The following is a 21,865-nucleotide window of genomic DNA, read 5'->3' on the forward strand; positions in this document are numbered from 1 at the left end:
TCTTTTTTGCAAAGAGTTTAGTGCGAACTCAGTTCATAAGATGTGAGCACGTCAAGGACTCATAGCAAAAATAGGAAATCGTCCGAGATGACGGTAAACTAGACTCAGTTTGTATATAAAAAGAAAAATAGAAAAATAAAAGAGGTAACATATATGTCTAAAATTATTGGTATTGACTTAGGTACAACCAACTCAGCAGTTGCAGTTCTTGAAGGAACTGAAAGCAAAATCATTCCAAACCCAGAAGGAAATCGTACAACGCCATCTGTTGTTTCTTTCAAAAATGGGGAAATCATCGTAGGTGATGCGGCAAAACGTCAAGCCGTGACAAACCCAGACACCATCATCTCTATCAAATCTAAGATGGGAACCAACGAAAAAGTTTCTGCAAACGGCAAGGAATACACCCCACAAGAAATTTCTGCCATGATTCTTCAATACCTTAAAGGGTATGCAGAAGACTATCTTGGTGAAAAAGTGACTAAAGCGGTTATCACTGTACCTGCTTACTTCAACGATGCGCAACGTCAAGCGACCAAAGACGCTGGTAAAATCGCAGGTCTTGAAGTAGAACGTATCGTCAATGAACCAACTGCAGCAGCGCTTGCCTACGGTCTTGACAAGACAGATAAAGATGAAAAAATCTTGGTCTTTGACCTTGGTGGAGGGACCTTTGACGTGTCTATCCTTGAGCTTGGTGATGGGGTATTTGATGTACTTGCCACAGCGGGAGACAACCAACTCGGTGGAGATGACTTTGACCAAAAGATCATCGACTACATGGTAGCAGAGTTCAAGAAAGAACACGGTATCGACCTTAGTCAAGACAAGATGGCACTTCAACGTTTGAAAGATGCAGCTGAAAAGGCGAAAAAAGACCTTTCAGGTGTCACTCAAACCCAAATCAGCCTTCCGTTCATCACAGCTGGCGAAGCTGGACCACTTCACTTGGAAATGAACTTGACCCGTGCGAAATTTGATGACCTTACGCGTGACCTTGTAGAGCGCACTAAGACACCTGTTCGTCAAGCCCTTTCAGATGCTGGACTTTCTATCTCTGATATTGATGAAGTCATCTTGGTTGGTGGATCTACCCGTATCCCAGCAGTTGTTGAAGCGGTTAAGGCTGAAACTGGTAAAGAACCAAACAAATCAGTTAACCCTGATGAAGTGGTAGCCATGGGTGCTGCGATCCAAGGTGGTGTCATCACTGGTGATGTCAAAGACGTGGTCCTTCTTGACGTAACTCCGCTTTCACTTGGTATCGAAACCATGGGTGGTGTCTTTACAAAACTCATTGACAGAAATACAACAATCCCAACATCTAAATCCCAAGTCTTCTCAACAGCAGCGGACAATCAACCAGCCGTCGACATTCACGTTCTTCAAGGGGAGCGCCCAATGGCAGCGGATAATAAGACACTTGGACGTTTCCAATTGACTGACATTCCAGCTGCACCTCGTGGAATCCCACAAATCGAAGTGACCTTTGACATTGACAAAAACGGTATCGTGTCTGTTAAGGCAAAAGACCTTGGTACCCAAAAAGAACAACACATCGTCATCAAGTCTAACGACGGTCTTAGCGAAGAAGAAATCGACCGCATGATGAAAGACGCAGAAGCTAACGCAGAAGCGGATAAGAAACGTAAAGAAGAAGTTGATCTTAAAAACGAAGTGGATCAAGCCATCTTTGCGACTGAAAAGACTATCAAAGAAACTGAAGGCAAAGGCTTTGATGCAGAACGTGATGCCGCACAAAGCGCTCTTGATGACCTCAAGAAAGCCCAAGAAGCAGGGAACCTTGATGACATGAAAGCAAAACTTGAAGCATTGAACGAAAAAGCCCAAGCTCTTGCTGTTAAAATGTATGAACAAGCAGCTGCAGCCCAACAAGCACAAGCAGGAGCAGAAGGTGCAAACAACACCGACGCAGCAGGCGATGATGTCGTAGATGGAGAATTTACGGAGAAATAAAAATGTCCAGTGGACATTTTTATCCCGAGCTTGAAAATTAAAAGGCGAGGTAATGTCCAGTGGACATGATATCCCAAGCCTGAAAACTAGGAGGCGAGGTAATGTCCAGTGGACATGATATCCCAAGCCTGAAAACTAGGAGGCGAGGTAGGTTCGGGGAACCTTTTTATCCCGAGCTTGAAAATTAAAAGGCGAGGTAATGTCCAGTGGACATGATATCCCAAGCCTGAAAACTAGGAGGCGAGGTAGGTTCGGGGAATCTTTTTATCCCGAACTTGAAAACACAAAGGTGAGGAAGTCCCGAGGACATTTTATTCCAATCCGAGTGGCATCTTCATCGCTTACTGTATTTCTTAGAATATGACGACGAATCGATTGAAACTCAGAGGTTGAACCCCAGCCTCTGTTTTTCGCTAATATTTGTGACCTATGGTAGAAGTGCAAGTTTGTAGCTTTTGGTTAGGCAGAACGCAACTTTGTATCATAAGGAGTAGAACACGGGCTAAGGACTTTGCCAAAAAGATAATTTTTTCTAGGACGCTTTATGTCCGTCGTCAAAACTCCTATTTTGACTTTGTCCGTTTAACGGGCTTTATATCATATAGAAAGGATTTGAATACGCCCTACGGACTGTGCAAAAAAGACTCACTTTCCTAGAAACTTCTGTTTCTTCGTCAAGTTCCCTATTTTTGCTTTGTCCGTTTAGCGGGCTTTATATCATATAGAAAGGATTTGAATACGCCCTACGGACTGTGCAAAAAAGACTCACTTTCCTAGAAACTTCTGTTTCTTCGTCAAGTTCCCTATTTTTGCTTTATCCGCTTAACGGGCTTTATATCATTATGAATAATACTGAATTTTACGATCGTTTGGGGGTGTCAAAAGACGCTTCGCAAGACGAGATTAAGAAGGCTTATCGTAAGATGTCAAAGAAATATCATCCAGATATCAATAAGGAGCCAGGAGCCGAGGCTAGGTATAAGGAGGTCCAAGAGGCTTATGAGACCTTGAGCGATCCTCAAAAGCGTTCTGCCTATGATCAGTATGGTGCTGCAGGTGCTAATGGTGGTTTTGGCGGAGGCGCTGGTGGTTTTGGTGGCTTTGAAGGCTTTGATGGAGCTGGTTTTGGCGGTTTTGAGGACATCTTCTCTAGTTTCTTTGGTGGCGGAGGCGGTGGGGTGCGTAATCCCAATGCTCCGCGTCAAGGGGATGACCTCCAGTATCGCATGAACCTAACCTTTGAAGAGGCAATCTTTGGCACGGAAAAAGAGGTTACTTACCAACGTGAAGCGACCTGTGATACCTGTCATGGTTCTGGTGCTAAGCCTGGTACTAGTCCGATCACGTGTGGTCAGTGTCACGGATCTGGTGTCATGACGGTGGATACGCAAACGCCGCTCGGTATGATGCGTCGTCAAGTGGTGTGTGATCGCTGTCATGGTCGTGGTCAAGAAATCCCATCGCCTTGTGATACCTGTCATGGCACTGGTCATGAGCATCAAAATCATAGGGTATCTGTCAAGGTCCCAGCAGGGGTGGAAACTGGTCAACAGATCCGTCTAGCGGGTCAAGGAGAAGCAGGCATCAACGGTGGTCCATATGGTGATCTCTTTGTTATCATCAATGTTGATCCGAGCCGTGAGTTTACACGAGAAGGGTCTACTATTTACTATGATTTGCCAATTGACTTTGTTCAAGCAGCTCTAGGAGATACGGTGGATGTGCCGACTGTTCATGGTATGGTCGAGATGACTATCCCAGCAGGAACGCAAACAGGCAAGACCTTCCGCTTGAAGGGTAAAGGAGCGCCTAAGCTCAGAGGTGGCGGTCAAGGCGATCAGCATGTCACGGTCAATATCGTCACCCCAACCAAGCTCAATGATGCCCAAAAAGAGGCTTTGAAGACCTTTGCCAAGGCAGGAGGCATGAAAGAACCACACGCTAAGAAAAAAGGCTTCTTCGATAAAGTGAAAGATGCTTTTGAAGATATTTAATGTTAAAAAAACAACAAAAAAGAGAAATATACCGCAAAATCCTTGTTTTTTATCCAAAATCTTGATAGATAAATAAAAATGGCAAAAAAATTAGACACATAGCAAATATTTGACAAATTCGAGATAAAATGTTTGACAAAACAATGGGGTGAGGGTAGAATGAAGGTGTAGTACCTGTGGGCTAGTTCTTCGTGACTTATCATCTGGTATTATAAAAAACGAAAAGGAGATATGACCTTTGAAGAAAAACAGAAAAAATAGATTTGATTGGTTCAAGCAAAACCAACGCTTCTCTCTAAGAAAGTACCACTTTGGAGTAGCCAGCGTTTTACTTGGAACCGTTTTGACCTTGGGTCTTGGGAATAAAGCTTCTGCGGATACAGCAGAGGTAGCTTCTAGCCCACTCACAACGGAGGTAGTATCAGATGGTACGAAAACCCAAGCTGAGAGTGACCCGGCAGTTGCAGCACCAGTTGTTACAGAAGCACCAGCTGCATCAAACGAAGTAGCAGCTGAAGCACCAAAAGCAGATGCAACTCCAGCTACTGCAGAAGTAGCAAAAGAAGCAACTGAAACAGCAACACCTGCTGAAGCAGCTAAGCCAGCTGTGGCAACACCAGCAAAACCTAAGGCACCAACTCGTGAAGAAGCCTTCCCTAACCAAGGCGAAAGCATCCCAACTGGAACTGGTTTCCGTAAGGTAACCACAGCAACTTATCAAGATGTCCGTAGCCAAATTAAGGCTTTGGAAAACTTGACCGAAACGGAAAAAGCATACTATCTTGGTGAGTTGACTAAATTGACTAAGGGTGTGATCAACCGTGATAGTCAAGCAGCTGAGTTGCTTGTCAAAGCTCAAGCTCATAACACTTTGGTTTCTAAAAACCGTGGAACATCTGAAGCAGATGCGATTGAAAACACAGTGGCACCAAACTCAGACAGCAGTGTGAGCGGTAGCGTTCGCCTCAAGTTTGGTGGAGCAATCAACGATAATGGTGATGAATACACTAAGGCGCTTCCAGGTGTCAAAGTGTACGCTCAATGGTATGAAAAGAACGGCTACGCATCACCAATCTACATGACAACTTCTCTAGATGATGGTAGCTTTGGTATTGGTATGGCAGACTTCATCGGAGCGGATGGTAAACTTTACCACTTTGATGCGGATGCTGCTCTTCCAGAAGGTGAAAAATGGCGTATCTGGTCTATCAACCCAGATGACAATAAATACAGCCTTCTCTACTCTTTCGGTGATGAGCAGATTGCTCCAGAAGGTATCGTTAAAGACATCACAGCGGGTGCTGACCAAAGTCTTACCAACGATAACTTGACAGGTGCTAAGATCCTCTATGCTGAAAAGACAGATGATGTTTGGCGTAAAGATGCCGTTGAAACACCAGCTTTGGTGAAAGATGGTGGTTACCTCAAAGGTTCTATCTACTGGAACAATAATGACCCATCAGGAAACCAAATCACAGTTGATATCGCAAGTCGTGAGCGTAAATATGACCTTGGTTTGCCAAACGTTAAGGTCTATGCGTCTTACCTCAGTGACTATGCGGTCGCACAACTGAACTCTGAGGAAGTGCTTAACAAGTTTATTGACGACTCATCTGAGTGGAAACCAAGCATCAATAAAGATAAGTCCTCTAACATCCGTTCAGGTAAGTGGACCCGTGCTAACGAAGACAAACTTAGAGCCTATATCCTTGAACAAGTCAAGGCTAACCGTTCACAATGGATTGCTGAAACCGTATCAACCACCACTAATGCTGATGGGGAATACGAACTTCAATTCAAGGGAACTTTTGGTAACGCATGGAATGACCCAGGATTTGAGGGGGTTATCGCTTCAAATAGTACCGTTCTTCGTAGCGAGCAAAATGTGACAAACACTGAAACAGGCGAAGTGAAAAAAGGTACGGAGTGGAATGGTGTGCTTGCCCCAAGTGCGACTTATGGTGCGTGGGCAACCAATGGTGCTGGTTCTAAATTAGATCTTAGCAAAGCATCTAAACACATCAATACTGACTGGATCTTTGTCACTCCAGAAGAAAAAGAAGGTATTTCCTTCTACAATGCTTTCTACGGTGATGTACCAAAAGGTACAGGTGGCAGAGGTAAATGGGACGTCCAAGGTACCGGTACGCGTTGGGATACAGTTATCAATCCAACTGCTGATACAGTAGAAAATGTTTACTTTGCAGCTGTCAATGATAACTTGAAATTTGACATCTACAACTATGACTCTTACAAGAATGAAGCTCACCCTGGCGATACCGCTAAGACAAAGACAACTGGTCTTTCAGCAGGTCTAGGTGATCGCTACAAGATCATCTGGAAAGACGAAGATGGCAAACAAGTTGGTGAATCTGATGTCTTGACCGTTCAAGCAGATGGTAGCCTTCCAGAGTCAAGCTTCACAGTTCCAGCCGACCTTAAGAAGACAACTGTTTACTTTGCAGAGCTTTACTCACTTGGTGAAAACGATGCGCTTCCAAGCTACCCAGTTCAAAAAGACTCCTTTACAGCGGTTTACCGTGAAGTTCCTGTTTACAAGGACACTTACACAGATGTTGATGTTAAGAAAGCGTCTGAAGCACCAACCTTTGATGTGACGCACACACCAGCTGTTGAAGAAAACGCTGTACCAGAGGGCGCAACCTTTGCTCTTGTTTCAAAAGATGGTGATGAAACCGTTCCAGGATTTACCATCGATGCTAAGACAGGTGTCATCACTTGGACAGATCCAAAAGAAGACACTGAAGTGGAAGTGGAAGTAACCTACAAAGATGGTACGACTGCAACCACAACAGCGAAATTCTTCATCAACAAACCAGATAAAGATAAGTACGAACCAGCTTACGCTGATCAAGAAGTGAAGGCAGGTCAAGCAGCTACTGCAACACCAACCTTCACAGATACAACAGGTAAGGCTGCAACCCCAACAGTTAAGACATACGCTCTTGGAGCAGGTGCACCAGCGGGTGCTACGATTGATCCAACAACTGGTGTCGTAACCTACACAGCACCAGACGGATCAACTCCAGGTACAGCAGTAGAAGTACCAGTTGTTGTGACTTATGCTGACGGCACAACAGATGACGCGAAAGCGAAATTCAACGTTGTTGACTCTGATAAGGACAAGTACACTCCAGCTTACGAAGAAGCAACAGCTAAGGCTGGTCAAACGGCGACTTCTAAAGCACCAACCTTCACAGGTAAAGATGGTTCAACACCAACTAACCCATCATTTGCACTTGGAGCAGGTGCACCAGCAGGTGCTAAGGTTGACCCAGCAACTGGTGTGGTGACCTATCCAATCCCAGCAGATGCTGCTAAGGATACTGAGTACAAGATTCCAGTTGAAGTGACTTACGCAGATGGTTCAAAAGAAACCGTGGAAGTGCCTGTTAAGGTAGCGCCATCTGATGCAGATACGAACGAACCAACTGGTCAAGACAAGTCAGTTGAAAAAGGTGCTAGCCTTGATCCTAAAGACTTGATCACAAACGCTGACAAGCTTCCAGAAGGAACAACATACAGCTTTGCACCAGCTGTGGATACTTCTAAAGTGGGCGAGCAACCAACTAAGGTTGTTGTGACTTACCCAGATGGATCTAAGGACGAAGTACCAGTTAAGGTTACTGTTACAGAACCAGCAGACACCACTAAACCAACAGTTGACGATATCGCTGATCAAACAGCAACAGCAGGTGAACCGATCACAGCTATCCCAGTTAAGGCGACCGATGATTCTGGTAAGAAACCAACTGTTGAAGTCAGCGGACTTCCAAACGGTGTGACTTACGATCCAGCAACAGGAGAAATCACAGGCACACCAACAGCGGACAACCTTGGCGAAGGTGAAACAGAAAAAGTCTTCCCAGTAACGGTTAAGGCAACAGACGAAGCTGGAAACGAAACCACAGAAACCTTCAACATCACTGTTAAGAAACCAGCAGATACGACCAAACCAACTGTTGATGATATCGCTGACACAACTGTCAAAGAAGGTGAGTCAGTTGACATTCCAGTTAAGGCAACAGACGATTCTGGTAAAGCTCCAACTGTCACAGTAACAGGTCTTCCAGAAGGTGTTACTTACACAGATGGTAAGATTTCAGGTACGCCAACTGTTCCAACTTGGGCAGAAGGTGAAACCGAAAAAACCTTCCCAGTGACTGTAACAGCGAAGGACGAAGCTGGGAACGAAACCACAGAAACCTTCAACATCACTGTTAAGAAGACTCCTGACGCTGATAAGTACGAGCCAGCAGGTAAGGACATCACTGTAGCGAAAGACGCTGAACCATCAGCGAAGGATGCTGTTGGTAATGCAGATGACCTTCCAACTGATGCGAAATACAGCTTCGAAACACCAGTTGACACTAAAACTCCAGGTGAAAAAGACGCTGTCGTTGTCGTGACTTACCCAGATGGAACTCAAGATAAAGTTCCAGTTAAGGTAACGGTTAAGGAAAACCCAACTCAAGCCGAAACTAACGAACCAACAGCTAAGGGACAAACTGTAGCTAAGGGTGAAGAGCCTAAGGCAGAAGATTCAGTAGGGAACTTGAAAGATCTTCCAGCGGGAACTAAGGTAGAATTCGCAGAACCAGTTGATACTACAACAGCAGGCGACAAGCCAGCAACTGTTGTCGTGACTTATCCAGATGGCTCTAAGGACGAAATCCCAGTGACTGTAACGGTTAAACCATCTGACGCTGATAAGTACGAGCCAGCAGGTAAGGACATCACTGTAGCGAAAGACGCTGAACCATCAGCGAAGGATGCTGTTGGTAATGCAGATGACCTTCCAACTGATGCGAAATACAGCTTCGAAACACCAGTTGACACTACAACACCAGGTGAAAAAGACGCTGTCGTTGTCGTGACTTACCCAGATGGAACTCAAGATAAAGTTCCAGTTAAGGTAACGGTTAAGGAAAACCCAACTCAAGCAGACACTAACGAACCAACAGCTAAGGAACAAACTGTAGCTAAGGGTGAAGAGCCTAAGGCAGAAGATTCAGTAGGGAACTTGAAGGACCTTCCAGAAGGAACTAAGGTAGAATTCGCAGAACCAGTTGACACTACAACAGCAGGTGACAAGCCAGCAACTGTTGTCGTGACTTATCCAGATGGCTCTAAGGACGAAATCCCAGTGACTGTAACGGTTAAACCATCTGACGCTGATAAGTACGAGCCAGCAGGTAAGGACATCACTGTAGCGAAAGACGCTGAACCATCAGCGAAGGATGCTGTTGGTAATGCAGATGACCTTCCAACTGATGCGAAATACAGCTTCGAAACACCAGTTGACACTACAACACCAGGTGAAAAAGACGCTGTCGTTGTCGTGACTTACCCAGATGGAACTCAAGATAAAGTTCCAGTTAAGGTAACGGTTAAGGAAAACCCAACTCAAGCAGACACTAACGAACCAACAGCTAAGGAACAAACTGTAGCTAAGGGTGAAGAGCCTAAGGCAGAAGATTCAGTAGGGAACTTGAAGGACCTTCCAGAAGGAACTAAGGTAGAATTCGCAGAACCAGTTGACACTACAACAGCAGGTGACAAGCCAGCAACTGTTGTCGTGACTTATCCAGATGGCTCTAAGGACGAAATCCCAGTGACTGTAACGGTTAAACCATCTGACGCTGATAAGTACGAGCCAGCAGGTAAGGACATCACTGTAGCGAAAGACGCTGAACCATCAGCGAAGGATGCTGTTGGTAATGCAGATGACCTTCCAACTGATGCGAAATACAGCTTCGAAACACCAGTTGACACTACAACACCAGGTGAAAAAGACGCTGTCGTTGTCGTGACTTACCCAGATGGAACTCAAGATAAAGTTCCAGTTAAGGTAACGGTTAAGGAAAACCCAACTCAAGCAGACACTAACGAACCAACAGCTAAGGAACAAACTGTAGCTAAGGGTGAAGAGCCTAAGGCAGAAGATTCAGTAGGGAACTTGAAGGACCTTCCAGAAGGAACTAAGGTAGAATTCGCAGAACCAGTTGACACTACAACAGCAGGTGACAAGCCAGCAACTGTTGTCGTGACTTATCCAGATGGCTCTAAGGACGAAATCCCAGTGACTGTAACGGTTAAACCATCTGACGCTGATAAGTACGAGCCAGCAGGTAAGGACATCACTGTAGCGAAAGACGCTGAACCATCAGCGAAGGATGCTGTTGGTAATGCAGATGACCTTCCAACTGATGCGAAATACAGCTTCGAAACACCAGTTGACACTACAACACCAGGTGAAAAAGACGCTGTCGTTGTCGTGACTTACCCAGATGGAACTCAAGATAAAGTTCCAGTTAAGGTAACGGTTAAGGAAAACCCAACTCAAGCAGACACTAACGAACCAACAGCTAAGGAACAAACTGTAGCTAAGGGTGAAGAGCCTAAGGCAGAAGATTCAGTAGGGAACTTGAAGGACCTTCCAGAAGGAACTAAGGTAGAATTCGCAGAACCAGTTGACACTACAACAGCAGGTGACAAGCCAGCAACTGTTGTCGTGACTTACCCAGATGGATCTAAGGATGAAATCCCAGTAACTGTAACGGTTAAACCATCTGACGCTGACAAGTATGAGCCAGCAGGTCAAAATGTTTCTGTTAAGAAGGGTGAAGAACCATCAGCGAAGGACGCAGTAGCTAACGCAGGTGACCTTCCAACTGACGCGACATACAGCTTTGAAACACCAGTTGACACTACAACACCAGGTGAGAAAGATGCTGTCGTTGTTGTAACTTACCCAGATGGAACACAAGACAAAGTTTCTGTTAAGGTTGTTGTTAAGGAATCTGACGCTGACAAGTACGAGCCAGCAGGTCAAAATGTTTCTGTTAAGAAGGGTGAAGAACCATCAGCGAAGGACGCAGTAGCTAACGCAGGTGACCTTCCAACTGACGCGACATACAGCTTTGAAACACCAGTTGATACTACAACACCAGGTGAGAAAGAAGCAGTTGTTGTTGTGACTTACCCAGATGGAACACAAGACAAAGTGACTGTTACCGTATTGGTGAAACAATATGAAGTGGAAGAACCAACTTATATTGAAAAACCAGAATACCACATCACAGATGCAGACTTGCACAACCCAGCAGGTAAGGATATTGTGGTGAATACAGGTGAGGCTGCTAAGTCAGGTGATGCGATCGCTAACTTGAAGGACCTCCCAGCAGGTACTAAGGTAGAATTCGCAGAACCAGTTGACACTACAACACCAGGTGTGAAGGAAGCAACCGTTGTTGTGACTTACCCAGACGGATCTAAGGATGAAGTGACTGTCAAAGTGACTGTAGTAACACCACAAACCGATGCAGATAAGAACGAACCAATCGCTAAAGATCAAACTGTGAAACCAGGTGATCAACCTAAGGCTGAAGATTCTATTAAGAACTTGGGTGACCTCCCAGAAGGTACTAAGGTTGCATTCAAGGATCCAGTTGATACCACAACTCCAGGTGTGAAAGAAGCCATCGTTGTTGTGACTTATCCAGATGGTTCTATCGATGAAGTGGCTGTCACAATCGTAGTAGCTGGCGACAAGGCTATGCCAACTGCTCACAAACCAGCCGCTGCTAAGACAAATGCATCAGCTAAGACACTTCCAAATACTGGAGATCAAAACGCTCAAGTATTGCCAATCATGGGAGCAATCCTAGCTAGCATGGGTCTTGGACTTGTTGCAAAACGTCGTCGCAATCAAGAAAAATAAGATTGAACGATGAAAGAGATTGAGGAAACTCAATCTCTTTTTTTGTTTTATTGACTATATTTTTCAAAAAAATAAGAAAAATATCTTTCGGAAAAGGAAAATTTCTGCTATAATAAGAATCATGGTAAGATATAAGGCAACCATTTCTTATGATGGAAAGGATTTTTCAGGTTTTCAGCGTCAACCTGGCAGGCGTACGGTTCAAGAGGAGCTCGAAAAGACCTTGACACGCTTAAATAGTGGGCATCCTGTCAGCGTTCATGGGGCAGGCCGTACAGATAGGGGCGTTCATGCCTATGGTCAGGTGATTCATTTTGATTTGCCCCAGAAACGAGAGGTGGAAAAACTTCGCTTTGGTCTGGATACGCAGAGTCCTGATGACATTGATGTGGTCAAGGTGGAGGTAGTGGCAGATGATTTTCATGCCAGATACCAAAAGCACATCAAGACTTATGAGTTTTTAGTGGATTTGGGACGTCCTAAAAATCCCATGATGCGGCATTATGCCACGCATTTTCCCTATGCGGTTGATGTGGATCGCGTTAAGGAAGCGATAAGTTTTCTTGAGGGAGAGCATGACTTTACAGGTTTTACCGCAGCAGGGACAAGCGTGGAAAATAAGGTGCGGACCATTTATTCGGCACAGGTCAGCTATGACCAAGAGAGCCATTTTTTACGCTTTACCTTTACGGGGAACGGTTTTTTGTATAAACAGGTCCGTAATATGGTTGGCACCTTGCTTAAAATTGGGAATGGTCGGATGCCGGTTGAGCAAGTTTCTCGGATTTTGACCAGTAAAAATCGGGATTTGGCTGGCCCGACCGCAGGACCAAATGGCTTGTATTTAAAGGAGATACGCTATGACAACGAAAAAGGTGCTAGCCATCTCAGGCAGTGACATCTTGAGTGGTGGAGGTATGCAGGCAGATTTGGCGACGTTTTCAAATCAAGGCGTTTTCGGATTTGAGGTGCTGACCTGTTTGACCAGTCTTGGAAAAGAGGGCTTAGAGATTCACCCGATTGAAGCAGAAATAGTTAAAAAACAGCTCGATAGTCTGGACGGTGTGGCGTTAGATGCCATCAAGATTGGCTTATTACCGAGTAGAGCGATTGCGCGTTTGGTTTTAGACTTTATCAAAAAACACCCCCAAGTACCTACGGTATTAGACCCTGTTTTGGTCTTTAAGGAAAATGATGGGCAAATGGTCAATCCAATGGTGGAGGAATTACAGGCATTTTTCCCTCATGTGAGTCTGATCACGCCGAATCTCACAGAAGCGGCATTTTTAGTCCATGCTCCGCCCATTTGGCAGGAGCAAGACTTGAGAGATGTTGCTAGAGAGCTCTACCAAAAAGGGGCTAAGGGCATTTTGATTAAGGGCTTGCGACCAAAGGAGGCACCACTTCTAGTGAGGGATGTCTTTTATGACGGAGAAGCTTTTTGGAGCATGGAAAATGCGGAGCTCTCCTCTAATAACACAGGAGCAGGGTGTACGCTCTCGTCTGCGATTGCAAGTTACCTCGCTAAAGGCGACGAAGAACAAACCGCAATCGAGAAGGGACGGGCCTATACTTATCAGGCGATTCGCCAGTCAAATGAATACGGGGTGATGTATCATGAAAACAAATCGGACAAATGAAGTCACACTGCTATCGCTTTTAATTGCTTTGGCAGTTGTATTGGGAAAGTTTGGGATGGTCCCAACACCGACAGGATTTTTGACACTTTTAGATGCGGTGGTCTATTTTACAGCTTTTCATTTTGGACGGCGTGAAGGCGCAATTGTTGGAGGACTATCTGCCTTTCTCTTAGATATGATTTCAGGTTATCCGCAGTGGATGTTCATCAGCCTTTTTGCCCACGGTGGGCAAGGTTATTTTGCAGGGATTCGCAAGAGTCCTAGAGTCTTGTGGATTGGACTTGCTACTCTTGTGATGGTGGGCCTGTATTTTGCAGGAAGCCTTGTCATGCACGGGATGGGAGATGCGCTAGCTAGCTTGCCTGGAAATATCATGCAAAATGTCGTTGGCATGATTTTAGGGGTACTTTTGGTCCGTTTGGTAGGCAAAAAAGGAAATGTGTCGTAAGTATTAGCGGTTGATTTAAAGGAGATGACCATGAAGCGAAGTGGAAAATGGTTTAAAGCGCTTGTTCTAGGGACGGTTCTTGCTGCTCTGAGTTGGACGGGGATTTTTGAAAAAGAAAGTCGCTCACCAGTCCTTTCTCCAAGTTTGGTTGTTCAAGCGGATGACCAAGCAAAAGCAGATACGGGCCTTTTGACCTATACAGGCAAGAAACAACTGATTTTAGGAAAGAAAGATGCTAAGGGGCGGGCGACTTCTGCCCACATTCAACTGCAAAAGAAGGATGAGCCGACCAAAAAGCGAGCAAAAAAGCTCAAATACAATCCCGTTGGTTGGCATAACTATAAGTTTTACTATGAAGGTGGCGAAAAAACTGCTTGGTTAATGAGCAGGGGGCATTTGATTGCTTATGAATTTAGCGGATTAAATGATGAAGGCAGAAATCTGGTGCCGATGACCACTTGGCTCAATGCTGGGAACTATAAAGGAACCGATGAAGGCAATCCAGACAGCATGCTCTTTTACGAGCAAGGGCTGCAAGCATGGCTAAGTGAGCATCCAGATTTTTGGTTAGATTATAAGGTTACCCCTGTTTATGAAGGAGACGAACTTCTTCCTAGACGCATCGATTTACAGTATGTTGGTCTAGATCGTAAAGGGCAAGTTGTTGAGATTAGTCTAGGTGGTAAGGAAATCAAGGATGAGCATGGTATTTCTCATGTGACCTTGGAAAATCAATCCCCCAATGCACAGCTAGACTATCTAAACGGGCACGCTGTCAATACTGTCAAATCGGCAGCCGAGCAAGCCAAAGATAGAGAAGCTGAAGCAGCAAGAAAGGCAGAGGAAGAACGCCAAGCCGAAGAAGCGAGAAAAGCAGAAGAGGCACGTCAAGCTGAGGAAGCTAAAAGAGCTGCAGAAGCACAGGCTCAAGCAGAAGCCGCTGCTGCACAAGCTGCGCAAGAAGCTCAACAAGAGCCAGTGAGTGGCGGTGGCTACAAGAGGGATGCCAGAGGTAGATGGCACCGTCCTAATGGTCAGTATGCCTCTAAGGCAGAAATTGCTGCAGCTGGTTTGCCTTGGTAAGAAAAGAAAAGGTTCGAGATGATTTGTCTCAGCCTTTTTTTGATTTTTCTGTTATAATAGGCTTATGAAGCTAGAGAGATTAGAAAAAGACACCAGAACTATTGTGTCTGATGTGTTAGAAAAAAGTGGTTTAAAAAAAGGACAGGTCTTTGTCCTTGGGTTATCCAGTAGTGAGGTTGTGGGTGGCACTATTGGTAAGGCTTCCAATCAAGAAGTGGCGACACTCATTGTGTCCACCTTGTTAGAAGTGTTGACTGAGCGCGGCATTGCTCTTGCTGTGCAAGGCTGTGAACATGTCAACCGTGCCTTGGTGGTTGAGCACTCTTTGGCTGAGCGTTTGGGGCTTGAGGTGGTGAGTTTGATTCCTAATCTCCATGCAGGCGGAAGTGCTCAGGTGGCGGCATTTTCCTTGATGCAAGATCCAGTGGTGGTAGAAGAGATCAAAGCAGATGCTGGTCTTGATATTGGGGATACGGCGATTGGTATGCAGGTCAAGCGTGTGCAGGTACCTGTGCGCCCTGTTTTGCGTGAACTGGGTTCTGCCCATGTGACAGCACTAGCCAGTCGTCCAAAGCTTATCGGAGGCAGCAGAGCGACTTATCCTAAGGATAGTATTCGAAAACAATGAGTTGTGAAAAAGGCTTGACCTCTTATTAAACCAAAGGTCAAGCCTTTTGTGTGCGCTTTAGGATGGTTGTTCTAATTTGGCTAGGGCATCGTGGTAGCTAGCGTAGAAGTGGTAGTAGAGGTCGTTTTGCTTGCTGTTGGTGACGGTCATCTGCACACGAAAGATGACACCATTTGCCGTGTCAGAGCGTGCCCCAAGGAGGGTGACTTTTTTGATGTCAGCTTTAAAGTTGGGCACTTCTTTTTGATTGACTTCCTCGATAGCGGAGGTCGCCTGTTCAAGATTTGTCAGTGAGCTAATCGGCATGTCAATTTGAATGGTGCGGTTTCCTCTTGAGAGGTTGCTGACCACAGTGATTTGTCGATTGGGGATGAAGTTTAAGGTTCCGTCACTGGACTTGATGGTGGTGGTGCGAATACCGACATTGACCACTGTCCCTGAAATACTAGCCAACTGAACGCTGTCGCCAACATCATACTGGCGCTCAATCAAAATAAACATACCGTTGACCAAGTCTGTGAGAAAGCCTTGGGCACCAAGACCAATGGCAAGACCGGTAATTCCAGCTCCAGCCAAAAGACTAGACACAGGCAACCCTAAAATCGCCAAAGCCCAGTAAGCAAAGAGAAAATAAAGGCTGTAATCCATGACGTTATAAGCCAAATCTGTTAAGGTTTTGGTTCGATTGCTGTCTTGTTTGGTGAGGTTTAAAGACTTGGCAAGCATCTTTTTAACGATATAGTGCAGCACCCATTTGGCTAGATAAAAGCCAATCAGTAAGGCGACTAAAGCGGCAATCTTTTCAGCCAAATGCAGGCCTAATTGCTCTAAATTAAGGTGTGTGATGTAGTTTTCTATCCATTTCATATCCTCTAGTCTAGCAAAAAAGCAAAGAAAATGCCAGACCAAACGCAAAAGCCTTTGAAAAATACCGTAAAATATGGTAAAATAAGGGGTATTCTAAAATGTGTAAGGAGAAAATGAATGGCAACATCATTTGACAAAAAAGAAACAAACCGCGGTGTAATTACCTTTAGCATTGATCAAGACACCATCAAACCAGTTCTTGACGCTGCTTTTAAAAAGGTTCAAAAAGAGTTGAATGCACCAGGTTTCCGTAAAGGTCACATGCCTCGTGCAGTCTTTAACCAAAAATATGGAGAAGAAGTTCTTTTTGAAGATGCGCTTAACCGTGTGCTTCCAGCCGCTTATGAAGCAGCTGTAAAAGAACTTGGTCTTGAAGTGGTAGCACAACCAAAAATCGACATCGTGTCTATGGAAAAAGGAAAAGACTGGGTTATCACAGCTGAAGTTGTGACCAAACCAGAAGTGAAATTGGGCGACTACAAAGACCTTAAAGTCAGCGTTGACCTTGAAAAAGAAGTTTCAGACAAAGAAGTTGACGACAAGATCGAACGTGAACGTCAAAACTTGGCAGAATTAGTCTTGAAAGAAGATGCTGCTGAAAAAGGTGACACGGTTGTGATTGACTTTGTTGGTTCTATTGACGGTGTTGAGTTTGACGGCGGAAAAGGGGACAACTACTCTCTTGAACTTGGTTCTGGTCAATTCATCCCAGGATTTGAAGACCAACTCGTTGGTGCCAAAGCTGGTGACACAGTTGACGTGATTGTGACCTTCCCAGAAGACTACCAAGCAGAAGACCTTGCTGGTAAGGAAGCCAAGTTTGTGACAACTGTTCACGAAGTCAAAGCTAAAGAAGTGCCAGCTCTTGATGATGAGCTTGCTAAAGACTTGGACGAAGAAGTTGATACGCTTGATGAGTTGAAAGCTAAGTACAAAAAAGAACTCGAAGAAGCAAAAGCAGCTGCTTACGAAGATGCCCTAGAAGGGGCAGCGCTTGAGCTTGCTGTGGCAAATGCTGAAATCCTTGATCTCCCAGAAGAAATGATCGAAGACGAAACACACCGTGCTATGAATGAGTACCTCAACAACTTGCAACGTCAAGGTATCTCACCAGAGCTTTACTTCCAAATCACTGGCACCACTCAAGAAGACCTCCACAACCAATACAAGGCAGAAGCAGAACAACGTGTTCGCACTAACCTTGTGATTGAAGCTATTGCAGCAGCAGAAGGTTTTGAAGTTACTGAAGACGAAATCGAAGCAGAAATCAAAGATTTGGCTAGCCAATACCAAATGGAAGAAGCACAAGTACGCAGCCTTCTTTCAGCAGATATGCTCAAACACGATATCGCAATGAAAAAAGCGGTTGAAGTGATCACAAAGAGCGCTAGCGTCAAATAAGATAAGAATAAAGAGAAGAAGGCAAGGGATCTTGCTCTTCTTTTTTTGATAAATCCTTTGACGAAATGCTATTTTTAGCGTAAAATAGAAAAGGAATAAAAGTAAGGAGACAAGCTTTGGAACTAGAAGTATTTGCTGGTCAAGAAAAGAGTGAATTGTCCTTGATTGAGGTGGCGCGTGCCATTTTAGAAACCAAGGGACGTGATCATGAGATGTATTTTAGCGATTTGGTCAATGATATCCAAACCTACTTGGAAAAGTCAGATGAGGAGATTAGAGAGGCTCTTCCTGGTTTTTACACGCAGCTAAATGTGGACGGTAGCTTTATTCCGCTTGGCGAAAACAAGTGGGGGCTTCGTTCGTGGTATGCGATTGATGAGATTGATGAGGAAATCATCACCCTCGAAGAAGAGGAAGAAGGCGCACCCAAACGCAAGAAAAAACGGATCAATGCCTTTATGGAAAGTGAAGACGACATTGACTACTCAGACGACGATCCAGAAGATGATGATTACGACTTGCCAGCGGATATGGCCTACGATGAGGACAATCCAGATGATGAGAAATCAGAAGTAGATTCGTATGATTCGGAGCTAAATGAAATCATCCCAGATGATGATCTAGAAGAGGTTGAGCTCAACGAAGAAGACGATGATGACTACTCAGATGAAGTGGATTTGGAAGAGGAAGTCTAACAAAGTTATGAGTTGACCAAATGGCCAATTTTAGGTAGAATAAACAGTGGGCGACTCTTTTTTAAAGAGAAGTAAAACAGCTCCCTTTCGTTTAGTAAGGGAGCGTTTTTGTTTTTTAGCAATGATGCATTTAAAGGAGAAAAAATGACTAAGTATGTTTTTGTCACAGGTGGTGTTGTCAGCTCGATTGGTAAAGGAATTGTAGCAGCGAGCCTTGGTCGCCTGTTGAAAAATCGTGGGCTGAATGTGACCATCCAAAAATTTGACCCTTACATCAATATCGATCCAGGAACCATGAGTCCTTACCAGCATGGTGAGGTGTATGTGACGGATGATGGTGCGGAGACGGACCTTGACCTTGGCCACTATGAGCGTTTTATCGACATTAACCTCAATAAATACTCAAATGTGACGACCGGAAAGATTTATAGCGAAGTCCTTCGTAAAGAGCGTAAAGGAGAGTATCTGGGCGCAACGGTTCAGGTCATTCCTCATATCACTGATGCGCTTAAAGAAAAGATTAAGCGTGCAGGAATCACAACTGGAGCAGATGTGGTCATCACCGAAGTGGGAGGAACCGTTGGTGATATCGAGAGTTTGCCATTCTTAGAAGCCTTGCGTCAAATGAAGGCTGATGTGGGGTCTGACAATGTCATGTATATCCACACCACCCTCATCCCTTACCTTAGAGCTGCGGGTGAGATGAAAACCAAGCCAACCCAACACTCTGTAAAAGAGTTGCGTGGACTTGGTATCCAACCTAACATGTTGGTCGTCAGAACCGAGCTCCCAATCGAGCAAGGGGTCAAAAATAAGCTAGCGCAGTTCTGTGACGTGGCACCAGAAGCAGTCATCGAGTCGCTGGATGTGGAGCACATCTATCAAGTGCCCCTCAATCTTCAAGCCCAAGGCATGGATCAAATCGTCTGCGATCACTTGAAACTCGATGTCCCACCTGCTGATATGACCGAGTGGTCTGGTATGGTGGACAAGGTCCTCAACCTCAAAAAATCTGTCAAAATCAGCCTTGTCGGCAAATACGTGGAGTTGCAAGACGCTTATCTCTCTGTGGTTGAGGCGCTCAAACACTCTGGTTATGTCAATGATGCCAGCATCGATCTCAATTGGATCAACGCAAACGATGTGACCAAGGAGAATGTTGTTGAACTCTTGGGCGATGCGGACGGTATCATCGTTCCGGGAGGATTTGGTCAACGCGGTACCGAAGGCAAGATCGAAGCTATTCGTTTTGCACGTGAAAATGATGTGCCTATGTTGGGGGTTTGCCTTGGTATGCAATTGACCTGCGTGGAGTTTGCTAGAAACGTCCTTGGCATGGAAGGGGCGAACTCAACCGAATTGGACGCAGAAACCAAGTATCCCATCATCGACATCATGCGTGATCAAATCGACATTGAAGACATGGGCGGCACCCTTCGTCTAGGGCTTTACCCATGTAAGCTTAAACCAGGTAGCAAGGCAGCTGCGGCTTACAACAACCAAGAAGTCATCCAACGCCGTCATCGTCACCGCTACGAGGTGAATACCAAGTTCCGTAAGGAATTTGAAGATGCTGGGTTGATTTTCTCAGGAGTGTCACCAGACAATCGCTTGATGGAGATTGTTGAAATGCCAGAGAAAAAATTCTTTGTTGCAGCGCAGTATCATCCAGAACTCACGAGCCGTCCAAACCGTTCCGAAGAGCTCTACACAGCCTTTGTGACAGCAGCCATTGAAAACAAATTAGACAAAGAATCAAATTAATTTTGTCCCTATCAGGAGGGAGAAAGGAGGCGTTATGGCGATTTTAGTACTAGGAGGAGCTGGCTATATCGGCTCTCACATGGTTGATCGCTTAGTAGCAGAGGGAAAAGAAGAAGTCGTTGTGGTGGATAATCTCACGACAGGTCATAGGGCAGCGGTTCATCCAGATGCCATCTTTTATGAGGGAGATGTGGCAGACAAGGCCTTTATGCGAGAGGTCTTTGCCAAGCATCCAGAGGTTGATGCGGTCATTCATTTTGCGGCATCCACTCAGGTGGGTGAGTCCATGATAGATCCCCTCAAGTATTTTAGCAACAACACAGCTGCCATGGTGGCACTGCTTGAGGTCATGAAAGAAGTTGGAGTCAAACACATTGTCTTTTCTTCAACGGCTGCGACTTATGGGATTCCAGAGGAGTTGCCTATCCTAGAAACGACACCGAAAGTGCCAATCAATCCTTACGGAGAGAGCAAGCTCATGATGGAAACCATTATGAAGTGGGCAGACAAGGCGCACGGTATGACCTTTGTCGCCTTTCGTTACTTTAATGTGGCAGGGGCTAAGCCAGATGGAACCATCGGTGAAGATCACGATCCAGAAACCCACTTGGTGCCCTTGATTCTCCAAGTGGCTCAAGGCAAGCGCGATAAGATTTTTATCTTTGGGGATGATTATGATACACCAGATGGGACCAATGTCAGAGACTACGTCCATCCCTTTGATTTGGCTAAGGCGCACCGTTTGGCGGTGGATTATCTCAGACAAGGTAACCCGTCTAGTGCCTTTAACCTCGGATCATCGACTGGCTTTTCTAATCTAGAAATGGTGGAAGCGGCAAGACAAGTGACGGGACATCCCATCCCTCTTGAGATAACCAAGAGGCGCGGGGGGGATCCAGATAGCCTCATCGCTTCATCCAAAAAGGCGCGTGAGGTTTTAGGCTGGCAACCAGAGTTTGATGATATTCACCAAATCATCGAAACAGCTTGGGCTTGGCACAAGAGCCATCCCAATGGCTACAAGGACTAATATAAGGAGGTATGATGATGGCAACTTTTCAAGATAGTGTAGCGGTATTTACACCTGTGACAGCTAAGGAAGTTGAAGAACGTCTGGAGAAAAAAGAAGATCTCATTGTCTTCTTTGGACGCCCGACCTGCCCTTACTGCCAACTCTTTGCACCAAAATTAGCTAAAGTAGCTAATGATAATTTGCTGGCAGTGGCTTATCTTAAAACAGATAACCTCATGGAACAAGAGGACATCATGGCCTTGCGTAGTACCTATGGTATTGCGACTGTTCCAGGTCTTTTGGTCGCTAAAAATGGTGAGGTAAAAGTCGTGTGTGATTCTTCCCTATCGGAGAAAGCGATTTTAGATTTTATTAAAGAATAAGGTATAAAGGAGTCTAGACATTTTAGTTCTAGGCTCTTTTGTTTCTTGAGATGGCAAGGGAACATTTGTTTTTGTTCTTTCTTTTTTTGGTAAAAAGATACAAAATGATTAATAAAGATACTTATAGCTGATTTTTTGAAAATAAAAGGGAAACGTGGTATAATAAAATGATAGAACTCTCGCGATATATATATATATATATATATATAACTTGATTCTGCATATTTAT

14 protein-coding genes are annotated in these 21,865 nt (G+C 44.9%); 13 read left to right on the plus strand and 1 reads right to left on the minus strand.

Translation table 11 applies throughout. From position 1 onward, the window contains the following. Positions 1–153: 153 nt before the first annotated feature. The 8 genes from dnaK (at position 154) to ACZ49W_RS01060 (ending at position 15,514) form a co-directional block, all read left to right on the plus strand. A complete protein-coding gene (gene dnaK, locus ACZ49W_RS01025) occupies positions 154–1,977 on the plus strand; it encodes a molecular chaperone DnaK (RefSeq protein ID WP_464813491.1) in 1,824 nt (607 codons plus the stop codon). 842 nt (positions 1,978–2,819) lie between these two features. Beyond that, positions 2,820–3,971: a molecular chaperone DnaJ gene (dnaJ, locus tag ACZ49W_RS01030; protein ID WP_464813492.1), complete on the plus strand. Its 1,152-nt coding sequence runs from the start codon at positions 2,820–2,822 to the stop codon at positions 3,969–3,971. 238 nt (positions 3,972–4,209) lie between these two features. Next, a complete protein-coding gene (locus ACZ49W_RS01035; protein WP_464813493.1) occupies positions 4,210–11,715 on the plus strand; it encodes a Rib/alpha-like domain-containing protein in 7,506 nt (2,501 codons plus the stop codon). 121 nt (positions 11,716–11,836) lie between these two features. Then, positions 11,837–12,613 (plus strand): tRNA pseudouridine(38-40) synthase TruA, encoded by a 777-nt coding sequence (gene truA / locus ACZ49W_RS01040; RefSeq protein WP_464813494.1) that lies wholly within the window; start codon positions 11,837–11,839, stop codon positions 12,611–12,613. Continuing rightward, positions 12,576–13,355 carry a bifunctional hydroxymethylpyrimidine kinase/phosphomethylpyrimidine kinase gene (locus ACZ49W_RS01045; protein ID WP_464813495.1) on the plus strand — a complete coding sequence of 260 codons (780 nt, stop codon included), beginning with the start codon at positions 12,576–12,578 and terminating at the stop codon, positions 13,353–13,355. Before truA ends, ACZ49W_RS01045 begins: the two co-directional genes overlap by 38 nt. Continuing rightward, positions 13,333–13,803: an ECF transporter S component gene (locus ACZ49W_RS01050; RefSeq protein WP_464813496.1), complete on the plus strand. Its 471-nt coding sequence runs from the start codon at positions 13,333–13,335 to the stop codon at positions 13,801–13,803. Before ACZ49W_RS01045 ends, ACZ49W_RS01050 begins: the two co-directional genes overlap by 23 nt. Positions 13,804–13,833: 30 nt before the next feature. Further along, positions 13,834–14,886 carry a DNA/RNA non-specific endonuclease gene (locus ACZ49W_RS01055; RefSeq protein WP_464813497.1) on the plus strand — a complete coding sequence of 351 codons (1,053 nt, stop codon included), beginning with the start codon at positions 13,834–13,836 and terminating at the stop codon, positions 14,884–14,886. Between the two features lie 64 nt (positions 14,887–14,950). Further along, the gene (locus ACZ49W_RS01060; protein ID WP_464813498.1) at positions 14,951–15,514 is read left to right on the plus strand and encodes a TIGR01440 family protein; all 564 of its coding nucleotides are present in this window, start codon (positions 14,951–14,953) and stop codon (positions 15,512–15,514) included. 57 nt (positions 15,515–15,571) lie between these two features. Here the strand turns inward: ACZ49W_RS01060 and ACZ49W_RS01065 are convergent, their stop codons facing one another. Next, the gene (locus tag ACZ49W_RS01065) at positions 15,572–16,381 is read right to left on the minus strand and encodes a mechanosensitive ion channel family protein (protein ID WP_464813499.1); all 810 of its coding nucleotides are present in this window, start codon (positions 16,379–16,381) and stop codon (positions 15,572–15,574) included. 117 nt (positions 16,382–16,498) lie between these two features. On the opposite strand from ACZ49W_RS01065, the gene tig reads away from it, so the two are divergent. From tig to ACZ49W_RS01090, 5 genes are all read left to right on the plus strand, one after another. Continuing rightward, positions 16,499–17,782: a trigger factor gene (tig, locus tag ACZ49W_RS01070; protein ID WP_464813500.1), complete on the plus strand. Its 1,284-nt coding sequence runs from the start codon at positions 16,499–16,501 to the stop codon at positions 17,780–17,782. 116 nt (positions 17,783–17,898) lie between these two features. Then, on the plus strand, positions 17,899–18,477 hold the full coding sequence (gene rpoE / locus ACZ49W_RS01075; RefSeq protein ID WP_464813501.1) for a DNA-directed RNA polymerase subunit delta: 579 nt from the start codon (positions 17,899–17,901) through the stop codon (positions 18,475–18,477). A 144-nt stretch (positions 18,478–18,621) separates the two neighbouring features. Continuing rightward, the gene (locus tag ACZ49W_RS01080) at positions 18,622–20,241 is read left to right on the plus strand and encodes a CTP synthase (RefSeq protein WP_464813502.1); all 1,620 of its coding nucleotides are present in this window, start codon (positions 18,622–18,624) and stop codon (positions 20,239–20,241) included. 34 nt (positions 20,242–20,275) lie between these two features. Then, positions 20,276–21,271 (plus strand): UDP-glucose 4-epimerase GalE, encoded by a 996-nt coding sequence (galE, locus tag ACZ49W_RS01085; RefSeq protein ID WP_464813503.1) that lies wholly within the window; start codon positions 20,276–20,278, stop codon positions 21,269–21,271. A 17-nt stretch (positions 21,272–21,288) separates the two neighbouring features. Further along, complete coding sequence (locus tag ACZ49W_RS01090) at positions 21,289–21,636, plus strand: DUF6568 family protein (protein WP_464813504.1); 348 nt, start codon at positions 21,289–21,291, stop codon at positions 21,634–21,636. Positions 21,637–21,865 lie beyond the last annotated feature (229 nt).

It is taken from the genome of Streptococcus sp. STR1/CE/0325 (assembly GCF_055386095.1).

Coding starts and splice junctions, on each gene's coding strand:
- ACZ49W_RS01050 (WP_464813496.1), top strand. CDS start 13,333: ATGAAAACAAATCGGACAAATGAAGTCACACTGCTATCGCTTTTAATT.
- truA (WP_464813494.1), top strand. CDS start 11,837: ATGGTAAGATATAAGGCAACCATTTCTTATGATGGAAAGGATTTTTCA.
- dnaJ (WP_464813492.1), top strand. CDS start 2,820: ATGAATAATACTGAATTTTACGATCGTTTGGGGGTGTCAAAAGACGCT.
- ACZ49W_RS01065 (WP_464813499.1), bottom strand. CDS start 16,381: ATGAAATGGATAGAAAACTACATCACACACCTTAATTTAGAGCAATTA.
- ACZ49W_RS01055 (WP_464813497.1), top strand. CDS start 13,834: ATGAAGCGAAGTGGAAAATGGTTTAAAGCGCTTGTTCTAGGGACGGTT.
- ACZ49W_RS01060 (WP_464813498.1), top strand. CDS start 14,951: ATGAAGCTAGAGAGATTAGAAAAAGACACCAGAACTATTGTGTCTGAT.
- ACZ49W_RS01045 (WP_464813495.1), top strand. CDS start 12,576: ATGACAACGAAAAAGGTGCTAGCCATCTCAGGCAGTGACATCTTGAGT.
- tig (WP_464813500.1), top strand. CDS start 16,499: ATGGCAACATCATTTGACAAAAAAGAAACAAACCGCGGTGTAATTACC.
- dnaK (WP_464813491.1), top strand. CDS start 154: ATGTCTAAAATTATTGGTATTGACTTAGGTACAACCAACTCAGCAGTT.
- ACZ49W_RS01080 (WP_464813502.1), top strand. CDS start 18,622: ATGACTAAGTATGTTTTTGTCACAGGTGGTGTTGTCAGCTCGATTGGT.
- ACZ49W_RS01090 (WP_464813504.1), top strand. CDS start 21,289: ATGGCAACTTTTCAAGATAGTGTAGCGGTATTTACACCTGTGACAGCT.
- galE (WP_464813503.1), top strand. CDS start 20,276: ATGGCGATTTTAGTACTAGGAGGAGCTGGCTATATCGGCTCTCACATG.